General features: G+C 70.9%; 17 protein-coding genes. 3 read left to right on the top strand and 14 right to left on the bottom strand.

The genetic code is table 11. From position 1 onward, the window contains the following. Positions 1 to 18: 18 nt before the first annotated feature. The 12 genes from ACY48E_RS13665 to dacB form a co-directional block, all read right to left on the bottom strand. On the bottom strand, positions 19 to 1215 hold the full coding sequence (locus tag ACY48E_RS13665; protein ID WP_462872749.1) for a DUF6779 domain-containing protein: 1197 nt from the start codon (positions 1213 to 1215) through the stop codon (positions 19 to 21). Between the two features lie 82 nt (positions 1216 to 1297). Next, positions 1298 to 1786 (bottom strand): DUF3180 domain-containing protein, encoded by a 489-nt coding sequence (locus ACY48E_RS13660; RefSeq protein ID WP_462872748.1) that lies wholly within the window; start codon positions 1784 to 1786, stop codon positions 1298 to 1300. A gap of 16 nt (positions 1787 to 1802) precedes the next feature. After that, the gene (folK, locus tag ACY48E_RS13655; protein ID WP_462872747.1) at positions 1803 to 2363 is read right to left on the bottom strand and encodes a 2-amino-4-hydroxy-6-hydroxymethyldihydropteridine diphosphokinase; all 561 of its coding nucleotides are present in this window, start codon (positions 2361 to 2363) and stop codon (positions 1803 to 1805) included. After that, positions 2360 to 2734: a dihydroneopterin aldolase gene (gene folB, locus ACY48E_RS13650; RefSeq protein ID WP_462872746.1), complete on the bottom strand. Its 375-nt coding sequence runs from the start codon at positions 2732 to 2734 to the stop codon at positions 2360 to 2362. Before folB ends, folK begins: the two co-directional genes overlap by 4 nt. Continuing rightward, positions 2727 to 3536 carry a dihydropteroate synthase gene (folP, locus tag ACY48E_RS13645; protein WP_462872773.1) on the bottom strand — a complete coding sequence of 270 codons (810 nt, stop codon included), beginning with the start codon at positions 3534 to 3536 and terminating at the stop codon, positions 2727 to 2729. The genes folB and folP overlap by 8 nt, the downstream gene beginning before the upstream one ends. Before the next feature lie 52 nt (positions 3537 to 3588). After that, positions 3589 to 4212, bottom strand: a complete 624-nt coding sequence (folE, locus tag ACY48E_RS13640) for a GTP cyclohydrolase I FolE (RefSeq protein ID WP_462872745.1) — start codon at positions 4210 to 4212, stop codon at positions 3589 to 3591. Positions 4213 to 4273: 61 nt separating this feature from the next. Further along, complete coding sequence (ftsH, locus tag ACY48E_RS13635) at positions 4274 to 6832, bottom strand: ATP-dependent zinc metalloprotease FtsH (RefSeq protein WP_462872743.1); 2559 nt, start codon at positions 6830 to 6832, stop codon at positions 4274 to 4276. 167 nt (positions 6833 to 6999) lie between these two features. Next, on the bottom strand, positions 7000 to 8346 hold the full coding sequence (locus ACY48E_RS13630) for an amidase (protein ID WP_462872742.1): 1347 nt from the start codon (positions 8344 to 8346) through the stop codon (positions 7000 to 7002). Position 8347: 1 nt separating this feature from the next. Then, a complete protein-coding gene (gene hpt / locus ACY48E_RS13625; RefSeq protein WP_462872772.1) occupies positions 8348 to 8902 on the bottom strand; it encodes a hypoxanthine phosphoribosyltransferase in 555 nt (184 codons plus the stop codon). 36 nt (positions 8903 to 8938) lie between these two features. Continuing rightward, entirely contained in the window at positions 8939 to 9934 is a 996-nt protein-coding gene (gene tilS / locus ACY48E_RS13620) for a tRNA lysidine(34) synthetase TilS (protein WP_462872741.1), read from the bottom strand. A 2-nt stretch (positions 9935 to 9936) separates the two neighbouring features. Then, positions 9937 to 11025 carry a zinc-dependent metalloprotease gene (locus ACY48E_RS13615; protein ID WP_462872740.1) on the bottom strand — a complete coding sequence of 363 codons (1089 nt, stop codon included), beginning with the start codon at positions 11023 to 11025 and terminating at the stop codon, positions 9937 to 9939. A gap of 86 nt (positions 11026 to 11111) precedes the next feature. After that, on the bottom strand, positions 11112 to 12449 hold the full coding sequence (gene dacB, locus ACY48E_RS13610; protein WP_462872771.1) for a D-alanyl-D-alanine carboxypeptidase/D-alanyl-D-alanine endopeptidase: 1338 nt from the start codon (positions 12447 to 12449) through the stop codon (positions 11112 to 11114). 212 nt (positions 12450 to 12661) lie between these two features. Here dacB and ACY48E_RS13605 point away from each other — a divergent pair, with 212 nt between their 5' ends. After that, positions 12662 to 13153, top strand: coding sequence for an inorganic diphosphatase (locus ACY48E_RS13605; RefSeq protein ID WP_462872739.1), 492 nt, complete (start codon positions 12662 to 12664; stop codon positions 13151 to 13153). Positions 13154 to 13252: 99 nt separating this feature from the next. Continuing rightward, positions 13253 to 13708 (top strand): PAS domain-containing protein, encoded by a 456-nt coding sequence (locus ACY48E_RS13600; RefSeq protein WP_462872737.1) that lies wholly within the window; start codon positions 13253 to 13255, stop codon positions 13706 to 13708. Here ACY48E_RS13600 and ACY48E_RS13595 read toward each other — a convergent pair whose 3' ends face one another. Then, positions 13709 to 14533, bottom strand: a complete 825-nt coding sequence (locus tag ACY48E_RS13595; protein ID WP_462872736.1) for a crotonase/enoyl-CoA hydratase family protein — start codon at positions 14531 to 14533, stop codon at positions 13709 to 13711. Positions 14534 to 14643: 110 nt separating this feature from the next. On the opposite strand from ACY48E_RS13595, the gene ACY48E_RS13590 reads away from it, so the two are divergent. Continuing rightward, the gene (locus ACY48E_RS13590) at positions 14644 to 15162 is read left to right on the top strand and encodes a 2-oxo-4-hydroxy-4-carboxy-5-ureidoimidazoline decarboxylase (RefSeq protein WP_462872735.1); all 519 of its coding nucleotides are present in this window, start codon (positions 14644 to 14646) and stop codon (positions 15160 to 15162) included. Positions 15163 to 15273: 111 nt separating this feature from the next. Here ACY48E_RS13590 and ACY48E_RS13585 read toward each other — a convergent pair whose 3' ends face one another. Further along, a complete protein-coding gene (locus tag ACY48E_RS13585; protein ID WP_462872734.1) occupies positions 15274 to 15663 on the bottom strand; it encodes a hypothetical protein in 390 nt (129 codons plus the stop codon). Between the last annotated feature and the right edge of the window lie 261 nt (positions 15664 to 15924).

Here is a 15924-nt window from a genome sequence, read left to right as displayed (position 1 = left end):
CACGGTGCGTGGGCCAGGTCACTCGCGGCGGCGACGCCGCCCGCCCTGGGACTCGCCCGCCGACGCTGCGGCCAGCTCGGCCATGATCTCGGCCACCGAGCGGCCACTCGAATGCGCACCCGCCGCCGCCGGCTCGCTCTCCTGCGCGCGCCGACGCGCGTGGCGCGACACGGGCTCGGGTGCGGGTTCAGGCTCGGGCTCGGGTGGCGCAGGGGCCTGGTACACCGGCTCCGGCTGGTAGGTCGGCATCGGATCGGCGGTGTAGACGGCCGCAGGCTCGTACACCGCCTCCGGCTGGAAGGTCGGCGCCGGCTGGAAGGTCGGCGCCGGATCGGGCTCGTGCTCGTGCACCGGCTCGTGCACCGGCTCCGGCTCGAACACCGGCTCGGCCTGGTACACGGGCACCGGGTCGTACATCGGTCGCGGCGCGTAGCCGGGTTCGGGCACCGGCGGCTCACCGAAGATCTGGGGTTCGGGCGCCACCGCGATCACCGGCTCGGGCGCGACGATCACCGGATCCGGCGCGGGCCGCGGTACCGGGCGCACAACAGGCTCGGGGCGCAGCGTGGGGCGCGAGTGGTGGAAGGCCCCGGTGTCGTCGAACTCGCCGTGGATCACCGAGGTCTCGGCGGTGATCGGCGCGTCGTACGGGGTGGCGAAGGGTGCGCGACCACTCGACGCGGCCGCGGATTCCGGCACGTACAGCCCCGACGGCGCCGGCGTGAACCCGGAGTGGCCCCGTTCGGCGAGCTCGGGCATGCGGGCCGCCTCACCGGCGAGGGCCGCGCGGTCCTCGGCGATGGTGCCGTCGAAAAGCACCTCGAGGTTGCGGCGCAGAGCGGCGAGTTCGGCTCGCAACGCCCGAATGTCGTCCACCTCGGCGCCGACCTCGCTGCGCACCCGCGCCTCGACACCGAGCTCGTACTCGCGCCGAGCCGCGATCTCACGCTCGAGCTGCAGTTCGTACACCGTTTGCAGATCGCGGGCGCGCGTGGCGCTGGTGGCCGATTCGCGTCGATACTTGGTGCTGGCCATCGCACCCAGGACAGCAGCCCAGGCGGCCACCACGATGCCCACACGCAACCACACCACGCGGTCCGTCACCAGCAGAATCACGCTCGAGACGACGGCCAGGAACAGCACAGCGGCCACCAGGGTCTGGGTCCCGCCGCGGGCACCACGGCGCCCGCCGCGAGGTCGGCCCTGCTCGGTCATGGGGTCCAGGGTAACGGCTTCGGCCCTGCTCATCGCTGACCCGACGCTCTCCGACGCGCCGTGGACCAGCGGGTCACCGGGCTCACAGCGCCGGGTCGGCGTGTGGATCGGAGTCGGATTCGAGGTCGTCGTCCGGGGTTCGGCAGCAGTGTTCGAGCCACAGCGCCGCCGCCACCAACGCCACCGACGACACCAACCCCACCACCACACCGCCGGTGTCCTCGGCCGCCGCCCGCAGGGTCGACCGCTCGGGCAGCAGGTACAGCAGGTACCCCACCCACACCCCCGAGACCGCCGCACCCACGGTGGCCGACGCGCGGGCCAGCGCCCAGTACCGCGCCACCATGATCGGGTGCAGCAGCCCGGGGCCGTTGCCGATGCGTCGATGCTTCACCCGTTCGCGCACCACGAAACCCAGGGCCGCCAGCCCCACCGCCAACACCAGCAGCGACGTCCCCACCAGGGTGGGGATGGGTGGCAGCGATCCGTAGAACGTGCGCACCAGAACATAGGTGGCCACCACAGCAACCACGGCGATACCCAGCAGATCGCGAATCCTGATCGACGTCACTGCATCTCACCCTGCGTCACGGCACGTCACCGGGCGTCGGGCCATCGCGCAGGGGCCCGTCGGTGCGGCGGAGCACCACGTCGGTGCGGCGCACACCGTCGCGCTCGGCGCCCGGCAGCGCAGCCAGGTGCTCGGTCAGCGGCACCGCACCCGCGCCGATGTCGAGTACGCCGTCCGGCTCGAGCTCGAGCCACGGGATCAGCACGAACGCCCGCTCGTGCGCTCGCGGATGCGGCAGCAGAAGGTCGGGATGATCGCTGCGCACATCCGAGCCGTCGGCGCCGCGCACCACCACCACATCGACGTCCAGGCTGCGCGGCCCCCACCGCACGACGCGTCGGCGATGGGCCGCGGCCTCGAGCGCCTGCCCGCGGGCCAACCACCCCCACCCGTCCAGGTCGGGGTGGTCCACGGCGACGGCCGCGTTGAGAAAGTCCTGCTGCTCCACCCCACCCCACGGCGCGGTGGCGTACACCGACGACACCGCCGTGGCCGCAGCCCCCAGATCGTCGAGAACCGACTGCAGGAACCCGGCGCTGTCGCCGATGTTGGACCCGATCGACAGGATCGCCCTCACTCGGCGACCCCGGCGGCGGTGCGGGTGACCACCACGGCCACATCGCCGAACGTCAGCGGGATCGGCGCCGACGGCTTGTGCAGGGTCACCTCGCAGCGCTGCACCCGCGGGTCGGTGAGCACCCCCTCGGCGATCTCGACGGCCACGGTCTCGATGAGATCGCGCGAGGGTCCGGCGATGATCGCCGCCGCCGCCTCGGCGAGTTCGCCGTAGTGCAGGGTGTCGACGAGGTTGTCCGACGCCGCGGCGCGAGCGAGGTCCATCCACACCACGATGTCGACGACGAAGTCCTGGCCGTCGCGCTTCTCGTGGTCGAACACCCCGTGATTGCCACGAACTGTCAACCCGCGCAACTCGATTCGATCAGACACCTGATTCTCCGTTCCATGCTCGCACCACCGCGAGAGCGTCGAGGGTCGCCGCCACGTCGTGCACCCGCACACCCCAGGCACCCGCCCGGGCGGCGAGCGCGGAGATCACCGCGGTGGCGATCTCCCGGCCGTCGGTCGGTCGGGGCGTACCGTCGGGCGCGGCGAGGAGCTCACCGAGGAACCGCTTGCGCGACGCGCCCACCAGCACCGGCACACCATCGGCCACCAGCGATTCCAGCCCGCGCAGCAGAGCCCAGTTGTGCGCGGCGTTCTTGGCGAAACCCAGTCCCGGATCGACCGCGATGCGCTCGGGTGCCACACCCGCGGCCACCGCCCGATCCACCTGCTCACCGAGTTCACGCCGCACGTCGACCACCACGTCGTCGTAGGCGGCGGCGCCCCCGGTGTGCACGTAGTCCAGATTCGAGCGCCAGTGCATGAGGATCCACGGCACCCCGGCGTCGGCGACCACCCGCGCCATGTCCGCGTCGGCGCGCCCACCGGAGACGTCGTTGACGATGCTCGCCCCCGCCTCGACGGCGGCGACGGCGACGTCCGATCGCATGGTGTCCACGCTGACGGTGATGCCCGCGGCCGCGAGCGCCGAGATCACCGGCACCACGCGCCCCGCCTCCACGGACGGGTCGACGCGCTGAGCGCCGGGCCGGGTGGACTCACCACCGACGTCCACGATGTCGACTCCCAGCCGATGAAGCTCGAGACCGTGGTCGACTGCGGCGCCGACGTCGAGGTAGCGGCCGCCGTCGGAGAACGAATCGGCCGTCACGTTCACCACGCCCATCACCACCGGTCGCCCCGGCTCGGGGAGGTCGCGGGGGATCACGTGCGGGCGTTCACTTGCGGAGGATGAGGTCCAGCGCTTCGGATCGGGACACGGCGCTGGTCTGGAACAGCCCGCGCACCGCGGACGTGGTGGTGGACGCGCCGGGCTTGCGAATACCGCGCATCGCCATGCACAGGTGCTCGGCCTCGATCACCACGATGGTGCCGCGGGGCTCGAGTTTGCGGTCGATGGCGTCGGCGATCTGCCGTGTCAGACGCTCCTGGACCTGCGGGCGCTTGGCGTACAGGTCGACCACGCGCGCCAGCTTCGACAGGCCTGTCACCCGGCCGGTGGGGCCGGGGATGTAACCCACGTGTGCGACGCCGTGGAACGAGACCAGGTGATGCTCGCACGTGGAGTACATCGGGATGTCGCGCACCATCACCAGCTCCTGGTGCGACTCGTCGAAGGTGGTGTTGAGCACCTCGTCGGGGTCGGTGAACAGTCCACCGAACACCTCGCGGTACGCCCGCGCGACGCGAGCCGGAGTGTCCTGCAACCCTTCTCGATCCGGGTCCTCCCCGACCGCGATGAGCAGCTCCCGCACCGCAGCTTCCGCGCGAACCTGATCGAAGGCGGTGCCCGAGCTCACCGAGACCGGGTCGGCGGAAGTGTCGATGTCATTGACCGTCACGGCTGTGCAGCCTTTCACGAAGGGGGCAGCGCTGCCCCGCGGTTGTAGCGGCAGGAGTCGGTCAGCGGTCGCTGTCCGGACGCTCCCACCGTGCGGTGGCCTCGCCGCCGTCACCGTCGGGAGCCTTCCAGGAGCCCTCCGGCCGGTGCTCGGCGGGGGGTTCCGGCTCGGCGTGACGCGGACCGCTCGGCGGCGTCTCGCGGAACCCGCCGGTGCCCGGTGCATCTCGCGGCGGCCACCCGGGAGCGGACCAGCCGGCCGGTGCCCCGTAGTCGGGCAGCGTGGCGCGCGGCGGCTGACCGGCCGGCAACGGACCCGTCCCGGGACCACCGGGGTATCCGCCCCGCGGGTCGTACGAGGGGCCCTGTTGCGGGTTGCCGTAGCCGGGCGTCGGTGGGTTGCCGTAGCCGGGTTCCGAGGGGTAGCCGGGCGCCGGGTAACCCGGTGCCGACGGGTGCTCGCCGTAGCCCGGGTGGCCGCCGTAGCCGACACGACCCTGGCCGTTGGGCGCATACCCGTTCTGCCCGTGCCCGTTCTGGCCGTAACCATTGGAGCCGTACCCGTTCTGGGCGTGACCGTTCTGGGCGTGACCGTTCTGGGCGTGACCGTTCTGGGCGTGACCGTTCTGACCGTTCTGGGCCTGGCCACCGGCGTAGGTGGGCTCCTTGACCATCTCGACCGGGGGCCACGGCTCGCCGCGCTCGGCGGCCAGCTCGCGCGGGGTCTTCACCGGCGGCTTGCTCGACGGCGTACGCCCACCGAAATCGTTGAAGGCGGTGATGCGCGGGCGCTTGGTCACCCCGGTGAAGATCTTCTCCAGATCCTTGCGGGTGAGGGTCTCGCGCTCGAGAAGTTCGGAGGCGAGCTGATCGAGCACGTCGCGGTACTCGTCGAGAATCGACCACGCCTCGGTGTGCGCGGCCTCGATGAGGTTGCGCACCTCGGCGTCGATCTCGCGAGCCACCTCGTGCGAGTAGTCCGACTGCACACCCATCGAGCGGCCCAGGAACGGATCGCCCTGCTCCTGGCCGTAGCGCACCGCACCGAGCTTGGAACTCATGCCGTACTCGGTGACCATCGCGCGGGCGATCTTGGTGGCCTGATCGATGTCCGACGACGCGCCGGTGGTGGGCTCGTGGAAGACCAACTCCTCGGCGGCGCGGCCACCCATGGCCATCACCAGGCGAGCGATCATCTCCGAGCGGGTGAGCAGACCTTTGTCGTCCTCGGGCACCGTCATCGCGTGCCCGCCGGTGCGGCCGCGCGCGAGGATGGTGACCTTGTAGATGGGCTCGATGTCCGGCATCGCCCAGGCGGCGAGGGTGTGGCCGCCCTCGTGGTACGCGGTGATCTTGCGCTCGTGCTCGCTGATGATGCGGCTCTTGCGGCGGGGGCCGCCGATCACGCGGTCCACCGATTCCTCGAGGGCCGCCTCGGTGATCACCGCGCCGTTCTCGCGCGCGGTCAGCAGGGCGGCCTCGTTGATCACGTTGGCCAGGTCCGCACCGGACATTCCGACGGTGCGCTTGGCCAGGCCTTCGAGGTCGGCGTCGTTGGCGATCGGCTTGCCCTGCGCATGCACCCGCAGGATGGCCCGGCGTCCGGCGAGGTCGGGAGCCGAGACCGGGATCTGCCGGTCGAAGCGTCCCGGACGCAGCAGCGCCGGGTCGAGGATGTCGGGGCGGTTGGTCGCGGCGATGAGGATCACGCCCTGGCGGTCACCGAAGCCGTCCATCTCCACCAGCAGCTGGTTGAGGGTCTGCTCACGCTCGTCGTGCCCGCCGCCGAGCCCGGCGCCGCGCTGGCGGCCGACGGCGTCGATCTCGTCGACGAAGATGATGCAGGGGCTGTTCTGCTTGGCCTGCTCGAACAGATCACGCACACGCGAGGCACCGACACCGACGAACATCTCGACGAAATCGGACCCGGAGATGGTGAAGAACGGCACCCCGGCCTCGCCGGCCACCGCGCGGGCGAGCAGCGTCTTGCCCGTTCCGGGCGGCCCGTACAGCAGCACGCCGCGCGGGATCTTCGCGCCCAAGGCCTGGTAGCGGGCGGGGTTCTGCAGGAAGTCCTTGATCTCGAAGAGCTCCTCCACGGCCTCGTCGGCCCCGGCGACGTCGGCGAAGGTGGTGGTGGGCATGTCCTTACCCAGCTGCTTGGCTTTCGATCGGCCGAAGCCCATGACGCCGCCGCGACCACCGCCCTGCATGCGCGCGGTGAGGAACAGGAACAACCCGAGGATCAGCACCATCGGCAGGATGAACAGCAGGATCGACGAGAACCAGCTCTCGCTGGTGACGGTGGTGTTGTAGCTCTCCACGCCGGCGGCGGTGACCTTGTCGTAGATGGTCGAGGACACCGAGCCCGGGTACTTGGCGATGATCTGGGTCTGCCCCTTGGTGGCGTCGTTGGCCGCCTTGAGGGTGAGGCGAATCTGCTGCTCGCGGTCGTCGATCTGCGCCTTGGTGACGTTCCTGGCGTCGAGCTGCGCCACCGCCACCGAGGTGTCGACGTTCGTCCACCCGCGCGTGCTGTTGCCGAAGTAGCTGAATCCGAAGATCACCAGCAGGATCACGGCAACTATCGCCAGGTTACGAAATACGGTCTTGCGGTTCATCAAGCGTCGCCCTCAAGTGGGTGTTCGTGTGTTCCGGCTGCGCATCGGACGCCCCAGGCTACCGTGATAGGCAGTTCGAGGCGCCGCAGCGCAGGTGTCGCGCAGCAGTGCCCGACTCCCCTCCAACGCACCGACCGGGTGCCGGTGTTCCCACTGCTGCGAACTCGTCACCCGTTTTTCGGAGCACAACGTGGCCACGGACGATCGGCCTCGATGCGCGCTGCCAGGGCCAGCAGCGTCGATTCCGACCCGGGTGGGCCCGCCAGCTGAACGGCCAGCGGCGTCCCCGACACCGGGTGCATCCCCGCGGGCACGCTCATCGCAGGCCAGCCCAGCAGATTCCACACCGAATTGAACGGCGCGTAGCGAATGTTCGAGGCGATGTTGGGCAACCACCCGCGCTCGCTCCACGCGGCCGCCTCGATCGGGGGGCGCGCCAGAGCGGGGGTGAGCACCACGTCGACGGTCTCGAACCGGCGCAGCATCCGCGTCCGCAGCCGGTCGCGCTGGGCCTGCCGTATCACGCCGGTACGCTGCAGGGCCCGCCCGATCGCCGCGTGACGACGCGTCCGCGGGAGCAGGGCCGAGCGGTCGAGGCCGGCGGTGTCCGTCGCGACGCCGGAAAACCACCGACCGAGCTGCACCACCGGGCTCACCGGGTACGGCATCGACACCGTCGAGACCTTGTGGCCGGCGTCGGTGAACAGCTGGCCCACCTCGCGGGTGACCCCGGCGAACCAGCGGTCGGCGGGCGAGGTGATGGCCGGGCTGGTGGTGCTCAGGCCGATGCGCAGCGAGCCGGGGTCACCCACACCTGCCAACCCGGGATCGCCGGCCATCACCGACAGCATCAGCGCCGCGTCGGCAACCGTGGTGGCCACCGGGCCGTTCTCGCTCATCCCCGCCCACGAGTCCACCCCGAGATCGGCGGGAACCACACCCAGTCCCGGCTTGATACCCACCAGGCCGCAACAGGCGGCGGGCCCGCGGATCGAGCCCATCCCGTCGGCGGCGTGCGCAATGGGCACCATGCCCGACGCGACGGCCGCCGCCGCGCCGCCCGAGGATCCGCCCGGTGTCAGCGCGCGATTCCACGGGTTCCGGGTGATGCGACCGGGCACATCGGTGGTGGCGAACACGCACATCTCCGGCACAGCCGTCAGACCCACCACCACCGCACCCGCCACCCGCAGTTGTGCGACGACGCGATGATCTGCCGGGGCCGGGACGTTCGGCAGGGCCGCGCAACCCTCCCGCAACACCTCACCGGCGACGGGGAGATTGTCCTTGATCGCCACGGGCACCCCGGCCAGCGGTAACTCACCCAGATCTTCTCGCCCGACCAGCGCCCGCGCGTCGGCCAGGGCACGCTCACGGTCGACGGAGACGAACGCGCCGATCTGCCCGTCCAGCTCCTCGATGCGGGCGATCGCCTCCCCGACCACCTCGACGGGGTTGCGTCGACCGGCCCGTACGGCCTCGGCGATCTCGGTCGCCGTACTCGGCGTACGCACCTCAGCCGCCGTACACCGTGGGATCGAGCGTGCCGATGTACGGCAGGTCGCGGTAGCGCTCGTCGTAGTCCAACCCGTAGCCGACGACGAACTCGTCGGGAATGTCGAAGCCCACGTTGCGCACCTCGACGTCCACCTTCACCGCCTCGGGTTTGCGCAGCAGCGTGACCACCTCGAGCGAGGCGGGCTGACGCGTCGCCAGGTTGCGCTTGAGCCACGACAGGGTCAGGCCGGAATCGATGATGTCCTCGACGATCAGCACGTTGCGGCCGTTGATGTCGCGGTCGAGGTCCTTGAGGATCCGCACCACACCGGAGCTCGACGTCGACGACCCGTACGAGCTCACCGCCATGAACTCGAGCTGCGTGGGGATCGGCAGCGCCCGCGCGAAGTCGGTCATGAACATGATCGCGCCCTTGAGCACACCCACCAGCACCAGGTCGCCGCGATCGGAGCCCTCGGGGTAGCGCTCGGCCACCTCGGCCGCCAACTCCACGATGCGATCCTGAATCCGCTCCTGCGAGATCAGGATCGATGCGATGTCGCCCTCGTACACGAGTTGCGTTCCCTTCACACTGTGCTCGGTCCGGTTCTATCGGACCCGGCCTGCTTCGAGAGTCAGCTTTCCATGCCGCCGACGGGCCACCAACCGCACACCCGGCCCACAGCGACCCACCGCCACCTCGCCCTGACCCCGCCAGCGGCCCACCAGGTCGTCGACGGCCCGCAGAACCGGTTCGCTCACCTGCTCCGCCCCGCCGCCGAGAAGCCACGCCCGCAGCGCCCGTCGGCGCACCGCGGGGGCGAGATCGACCAGGCGCTCGGCCTCGAGCGCAGCGGGGTCGTCGTCGGACCGGGCGGTGGAGAGAGCCTGCTCGGCGAGGGCATCGAGCACGGCCCCGTCCTCGCGCAGCTGCGTCGCGGTGCGGGCGAGCGCCTCGGCCACCCCACCGGCGAGAACATCCTCGAGCAGCGGCAGCACTTCGCGGCGCAGGCGCACCCGGGTGTACGCCGGGTCGTGGTTGTGCGGGTCGTCCCAGGCGCTCACACCGAGATCGGCGCACATCGCCCGCGTGGTCGCCCGGCGCACCCCCAGCAGCGGTCGACCCCAGGGCGGATCGTGGGCGGCCATGCCCTGGATCGAGCGCGGGCCGGAGCCGCGGCCGAGTCCGAGCAGCACCGTCTCGGCCTGATCGTCGAGGGTGTGCCCGAGCAGGATCGGCCCCGGCATCGCGCGCAGCACCCGGTAGCGCGCGGTGCGGGCCGCGGCCTCCGGTCCGCCCGGACCGGCCACGTCCACGGCCACCACCTCCGCGCCCGCGCACCCGAGGTCCATCGCGCGCGCCGCCGCGGCCGACGCCACCTCCGCCGAGCCGTCCTGCAACCGATGATCGACCACCACCGCGCGCACCGAGGCCACCTCCGCCACCGCCGCCGCGGTCAGCGCCAGCGAATCCGCACCGCCCGAGAGCGCCACCGTCACCGCGTCGGAACCGTTGTGGCGCAGCCAGTTCCGCACGGCACGGCGAATCTCGAGGACGGCCGGCGTCTCCGGCAGGGTCTGCGGCTGTGCGGGCGGGGGCGGCATGCTCAGCCGAGCACGCGGGCGATCCACCGATCGGGTTCGGCGATCTCCTCCGGTCGCGGCAGAGTGTCGGCGTCGGTCCACACGGCATTGAACTGCGCCATGCCCACCGTGCCCACCACGGCGTCGACGAACGCCTTTCCGCGCACGTACTGCGCCAGCTTCGCGTCCATCCCCAGCAGTGCCTTCACGACGCGCTGCAGTGGGCTCGCCCGTCGCGCCCGACGCTGGTCGAAGGCCGCGCGGATGTCCGAGACGGTCGGCACGACGGCGGGGCCCACCGCATCCATCACATGGTCGGCGTGCCCCTCGAGAAGCGTGCCCAGCACCAGGAGGTTGTCGAGGGCGCGACGCTGCGGCTCGGCCTGCGTCGCGCGCAGGATGCCCACGATGCCACCGCCGCCGGCGTCGGGAGTCCGGCGCTCGCGCAGAGCCGTCGTCACCCGCGCGAGCACCGCCGACAGCGGCTCGTCGACACCCTCACCGAGTGCGGCGACATTGGCCATCATGTGATCGGCGAGCCACGGCGACGAGGAGAACTGCACCCGGTGTGTCACCTCGTGCGCGCACACCCACGTACGAAAGTCCTTGGGGTTCAACCGAAGTGCACGCTCGACCGCCACGATGTTCGGCGCCACCAGCAGCAGCGTGCCGTCCGCCCCGCTGAAGGGGTCGTACTGGCCGAGGATCGCCGACGACAGGTAAGCCAGCATCAGCCCGCCCTGCACCCCCGCAGGTTTTCCGGCGAGCAGCCCCGTCGGTGCGGTGTCGTTGCCGCCGCTGATCAGATGGCCCATCGACCCGGCGGCCTCGCGCACCCACTCCTCGCGGCTGAGCACCCGGGCCGCGGGCACCGGCAGGCCGTCGGCCAGGCCGGTGACCTCCCGCACCGGCAACTCCACCGCCACCGACGCCTCGGTGAGGTCGGCGATCACGCCGTCGGCCGTGTAGCGCGACATGCGCGGCGGCGACGGCGCCAGACGCGCGCCGATGGTGGCCGCGAGCGACCAGTCGACGGCCCCACCCAGTCGCGACGACGGCGCCGGGGTGTGCGGCTCGATCTTCTCGACGGTGTCGGCAGTGGGTGGATTCATCCCTCCACTGTCCCCCGGGATGCGAATACGTGCAGGGCCTTGCCGGATCCGTGCAGGGCCTTCCTGGATCCGTGAGGCAGCCCCACTCAGCCGCACCCGCAGGCGCGCAGGGTTCCGGCCACCGCGTCGAGGGCGGGTCGACCCAGCTCCGGAGGACGATCGTTGGACATCAGGGCGAAGGTGAGCACCCGCCCGCTGAGGTTGACCACGTAGCCGGCCAGGGCGCTGGCCGTCGACAACGTGCCGGTCTTGGCCCGCAGCCAGCCCGCCGGCGTGCGATCACCGGTGTCGTAGCGCTGCGCCAGCGTGCCCGTGGCACCGGCGACGGGCAGGTAGTCCAGCATCGGCCGCAACTTCGGCGACAGCGCCGCCGTCGGACCGGCGTCCGTCGCCGCGGCCGTCATCACCGCGCCGAGAACGCGCGGTGGAATCAGGTTCTCCGTCGACAGTCCGCTGGTGTCCTCGAGCGTCACACCGCCGAGGTCGAACCCGTTGGTGCTCAGCGTCGAGATCACCGCGTCGGTGGCGCCCTCGAACGTGCCCGGGCGTTGCGTCGCAGCTGCCACCTCCCGCCCGACCGCCTCGGCCAGCACGTTGTCCGAGCGCTCTAGCATCTGACCCAGACGCTGGCGCAGCGGCGCCGACATCACCGACGCCACGACGGGCGCCCCGCCGGGAGCGGACCCGAGCGAGACCGCACCCGGATCGACCCCCAGGGCCGCGGCGAGTGCCCGTCCGGCATCGAGGGCCGGTGTCGAGCTGCGCGGCGAATCGTCCCGCAGCGGGTCCAGGCGTGCGCCGTCGAGCATCACCGACTCGATGGGGGCGATGTCTCCGCCGCCGATGTCCGCAGCCGACCACCCCGGGGCCAGCGGTTCGCCGCCGTACCTGCCGGTGTCGACGAGCACCGAGGTGGGCACGATCCCCGCCGCGCGAATCTGATCGGCGAGCGCGCTGATACGGGCGCCGCCCGGGTAGAACTGCGGCGCACCGGGAGGCTGCGCGCTCAGCGTCGGGTCGCCGCCGCCCACCAGCACGATCTGCCCGTCGTCCGCGCCGCGCAGCACCGTGGTGGTCAGCCGCTGATCGGCGGGCAGGGCGATCAGCGCAGCCGCAGCGGTGAGGACCTTGGTGGTCGAGGCGGGGGTGAGCGGGGTGTCCGCGGCCACCGACCACAGCACCTGGCCGGTGATCGCATCGGCGACCGTGCCGCCGAACCGCCCGAGGTCGGGGTTCGCCGTCGACTTCGCGAGCACCGCCGTCAGTCCCGCAGCCGTCGGGGCGGGGGCGCCGGACGGCACCGGGACCATCCCCGGCTTCGGTACCAACAGCGCGGGCTCGGGGTCGCGCGGGGCCGCGGTGGTGCGGGTGGCGAAGGGTTCGAGCCGCACCACCACGATCGTCGCCGCGAACGCCACCACCATCACTGCCACCACCAGCGCGACCTTGCGCGCCAGCGATGCCCGCGATCGACCGCCGGGCGCGGGATCGCCGCCGACGCCGTCACCGGACGAACCCACAGAACCTCCTCGAGCGATCGGTGGCCCGCCGATGATCGGGCCGGTGCCGTCGATACCCTATCGGGCCACCCGCTAAGGTCTGCCCTGTCATCGCCTCGGAGCAAAGGACATCAACCGTGCAGTTCGACGTGACCATCGAGATCCCCAAGGGTCAGCGCAACAAGTACGAGGTCGACCATGTCACCGGTCGCGTGCGCCTGGACCGGTACCTCTACACGGCCATGGCCTACCCCGCCGACTACGGCTACATCGAGAACACCCTCGGCGAGGACGGCGATCCGCTCGACGCCCTGGTGCTGCTGCCGGAGTCGGTGTTCCCCGGTGTGATCGTCGAGGCGCGTCCGGTTGCGATGTTCAAGATGGTCGACGAGGCGGGCGGCGACGACAAGGTGCTGTGCGTACCCGCCGGCGACACCCGCTGGGACCACGTTCAGGACCTCGGCGACGTCTCGTCCTTCGAACTGGACGCGATCAAGCACTTCTTCGTCCACTACAAGGACCTCGAACCGAACAAGCACGTCACGGGTGCCGACTGGGTGGGTCGGGCCGAGGCCGAAGCCGAAGTGGCGGCATCGATCGCGCGCCTTGCGGCCGACGGCGGTCACTGAGCGTCGCCGCTGCTAGCATCACCGGCGTCGGATGGTTCGTCGTCGACAGGCACGCACACCTGCGTGCACTGCGATGACTGCAAGCGAGCGGAGTGAACGATGAGCGACGAAGTCGGCGACCGTAGGAACCCCACTTCACGCGCCATCTCGGACCCCAACCAGTTCCCGGAGCTGCCGGTGACGGTGGTGCTCAACCGCATCCCCGTGCCGGTGCTGGCCGTCGAACCCGGTGGTGAAGTGGTGTTCGCGAACGAGGCGTTCCGGGAGCTGATGGGCATCGAGGCCGACGCCCCCGCAGCCGCCGCGCCGCTGCACCTGCACGACATCTTCCCCGCCCGCGAGGCACCCGGGGTCAACATCGCGGAGACGTTCCTGACCACCGTGGCCACCCGCGCCGACTCGCTGTGGCGGATGTCGGACTCCAAGGGCGACATCCTTCAGGTGCGCGCCAGCAAGTCGATCCTGCGGCGCGCCGAGGACGACCTGGTGCTCGTGGTTCTCGAGGACTTCACCGATCAGCTGTGGAACGACCCCAAGAGCGCGTTCCGCAACTGATCACTCGCCCCGGAACTCCGGGGGGCGCTTGGCGAACACCGCGGTGATCGCCTCCTGAATGTCCTTCGACGGCAGGAAGGCTGCGTTCCACGCCGCGACGTAGCGCAGCGAATCCTGCACCGCCGCCGTGCGCGAATGATCGAGTACGGCCTTGACCCCGTGCACCACCAGCGGCGGGTTCGCCGCGATCTGCGCTGCCGTCGCGCGGGCCAGCGCCAGAGCGCCCTCGTGATCGGGTGCGACATCGTTGACCAGACCGATCTCGCGGGCACGCTGGGCGTCGATGTCCTTGCCGGTCAACGCCAACTCGCGCAGGTGCCCGTCGCCGATGATCGCGGGCAGTCGGGCGAACGAGCCGATGTCGGCCACCATCGCCACCCGCACCTCCCGCACGCTGAACTGCGCGTCGGCGCTCGCGTAGCGGATGTCGGCGGCGCTGATGAGGTCGACGCCACCGCCGATGCACCATCCCTGCACCGCCGCCACCACCGGCTTGCGGCAGTCGGCCACCGCATTGATCGCGGCCTGCAGGCGCTTGATCATCTCGTGGAAATCGGTGCGTGGACGGGCGTACGCGCCGTCGGTGAGAACCGGCGCGAACTCCCCGCCCATCGCCTGCAGATCCAGACCGAACGTGAAATGCGGGCCGTCGGCCGCGAGCACCACCGCCCGCACATCAGGGTCGGTGTCGAGGGCGGCGAACACCAGCGGCAATTCCCGCCAGAAGTCCGGACCCATGGCGTTGCCCTTGCGCGGACCGGCGATGGTGACGGTGGCGACGTGCTCGGCGATGTCGACGGTGAAGGCCGTCCAGTCGTTGCTCATGTGATGCACACTAACCCGAGACACGCTGCCGTGTTACGGCGCGTTAAAGGCGTGCAAAACAACGATCACACCCCTTCCCGGGTGCGTTTCCCGGTCGGATAGTGGGATGCATGTTGATGCATCAGGGGATGGGCCTGGACGCATTCAACAGCGCCCCCGAGAGTCACGCCCTGCACGCGCTGTTCGAGTGCTGTTGCTCGGTCACCTGGGCCCGCGCCGTGGTCCGCGGCCGCCCCTACACCTCGCACGCGGCCCTCATGAGCGCTGCCGACGCCGAACTGGCCGAACTCTCCGACGCCGACATCGACGACGCCCTCACCGGCCACCCCCCGATCTGCAGCCGCACCCACCGCTCGCGGTCCGCTGCCGAGCAGTGCAGAGTCACCGCCACCGGTGACGAACGTCAGCGCCTGACCGACATGTGCGCCAGCTACCAGTCGCACTTCGGCTACCGCCTCCTGCTGCTCCCCGCCGGCCGCACCCCCGCCGAGCTCGCCGACGAGGTCGAACACCGCCTCCACAACGACCCCGAAACCGAGCGCAAGGTCACCCGCAACGAACTGGCGAAGATCAACCACCTCCGCCTCGAGCGCATGCTCGGCCCCGAGGGCGGTTACCCCCTCTACTGACCCCGTCGACCAGCATCCGCGCCCGGTCTGTGTACCCAATGTGACATTTGGTCACCCCTGGTGACCAAATGTCACATTGGGTACAAATCTGCGGGGGTACGGGTACGCGCGCTAGGACGCGGCGGGGAGGAGGGGGATGAGGGTGACGCCGTCGGCGACCTCGGCGGTGCGAATGTCCGAGATCAGGCCGGCAAGTCCCTGCTCGGTGCCGATGTAGGTCAGGGAGCGGGCGGTGGCGGGCCGTCCGGTGGCCACGTCACGGCGCGCGGTGGGTGCGTCGTCGGCCACGTGCACGTAGAGGTCGACCAGCACGGCGATCTCGTCCGGGTTGCGGCCGGCGTCGAGGAGGTCGCGGCGGAGCCCGGCGCGCTCGGCGCGGGCCTGTTCGAGGTCGACGGCAGCGATGCGCACGCGTTCGACGTGCGCGGGGGCTGCGGTCACCTCCACCTCGTGCGGCAGGGCACCCGAGAAGGAGGGGGAGGCGGGGAGCACAACGGTCATGGCGAGATCGATTCGTTCGGGGCGCCGCAACACGCGCGGCTTCGGTTTCCGGAGTCGGGAGACTCCCGGCGGGCGGAGGTGGACCTCAGCGCCTACAACCACTGCTGGAGACGCGGCACAGATCCACGTGACGCCGCGACCAGCGCGTCCCTGCGAACGTCTCCTCGAACATGCGTCGATCGTAGCCACTGCAAACGTTGGCACCGACCCCACTGCGGCGTACGTCACACCCCCGACCGTTCACCGACGCCTGCGAGACTG

The organism is Rhodococcus sp. AZ1, from assembly GCF_054979605.1.
This window is presented reverse-complemented; position numbering and strand designations above follow the sequence as displayed.

What these genes read in the sequence shown, in the direction of transcription:
- ACY48E_RS13615 (WP_462872740.1), bottom strand. Translation starts at nt 11,025, where the DNA reads ATGAATCCACCCACTGCCGACACCGTCGAGAAGATCGAGCCGCACACC.
- ftsH (WP_462872743.1), bottom strand. Translation starts at nt 6,832, where the DNA reads ATGAACCGCAAGACCGTATTTCGTAACCTGGCGATAGTTGCCGTGATC.
- ACY48E_RS13665 (WP_462872749.1), bottom strand. Translation starts at nt 1,215, where the DNA reads ATGACCGAGCAGGGCCGACCTCGCGGCGGGCGCCGTGGTGCCCGCGGC.
- ACY48E_RS13600 (WP_462872737.1), top strand. Translation starts at nt 13,253, where the DNA reads ATGAGCGACGAAGTCGGCGACCGTAGGAACCCCACTTCACGCGCCATC.
- ACY48E_RS13595 (WP_462872736.1), bottom strand. Translation starts at nt 14,533, where the DNA reads ATGAGCAACGACTGGACGGCCTTCACCGTCGACATCGCCGAGCACGTC.
- ACY48E_RS13590 (WP_462872735.1), top strand. Translation starts at nt 14,644, where the DNA reads ATGTTGATGCATCAGGGGATGGGCCTGGACGCATTCAACAGCGCCCCC.
- dacB (WP_462872771.1), bottom strand. Translation starts at nt 12,449, where the DNA reads ATGGTGGTGGCGTTCGCGGCGACGATCGTGGTGGTGCGGCTCGAACCC.
- ACY48E_RS13585 (WP_462872734.1), bottom strand. Translation starts at nt 15,663, where the DNA reads ATGACCGTTGTGCTCCCCGCCTCCCCCTCCTTCTCGGGTGCCCTGCCG.
- folP (WP_462872773.1), bottom strand. Translation starts at nt 3,536, where the DNA reads ATGGGCGTGGTGAACGTGACGGCCGATTCGTTCTCCGACGGCGGCCGC.
- tilS (WP_462872741.1), bottom strand. Translation starts at nt 9,934, where the DNA reads ATGCCGCCCCCGCCCGCACAGCCGCAGACCCTGCCGGAGACGCCGGCC.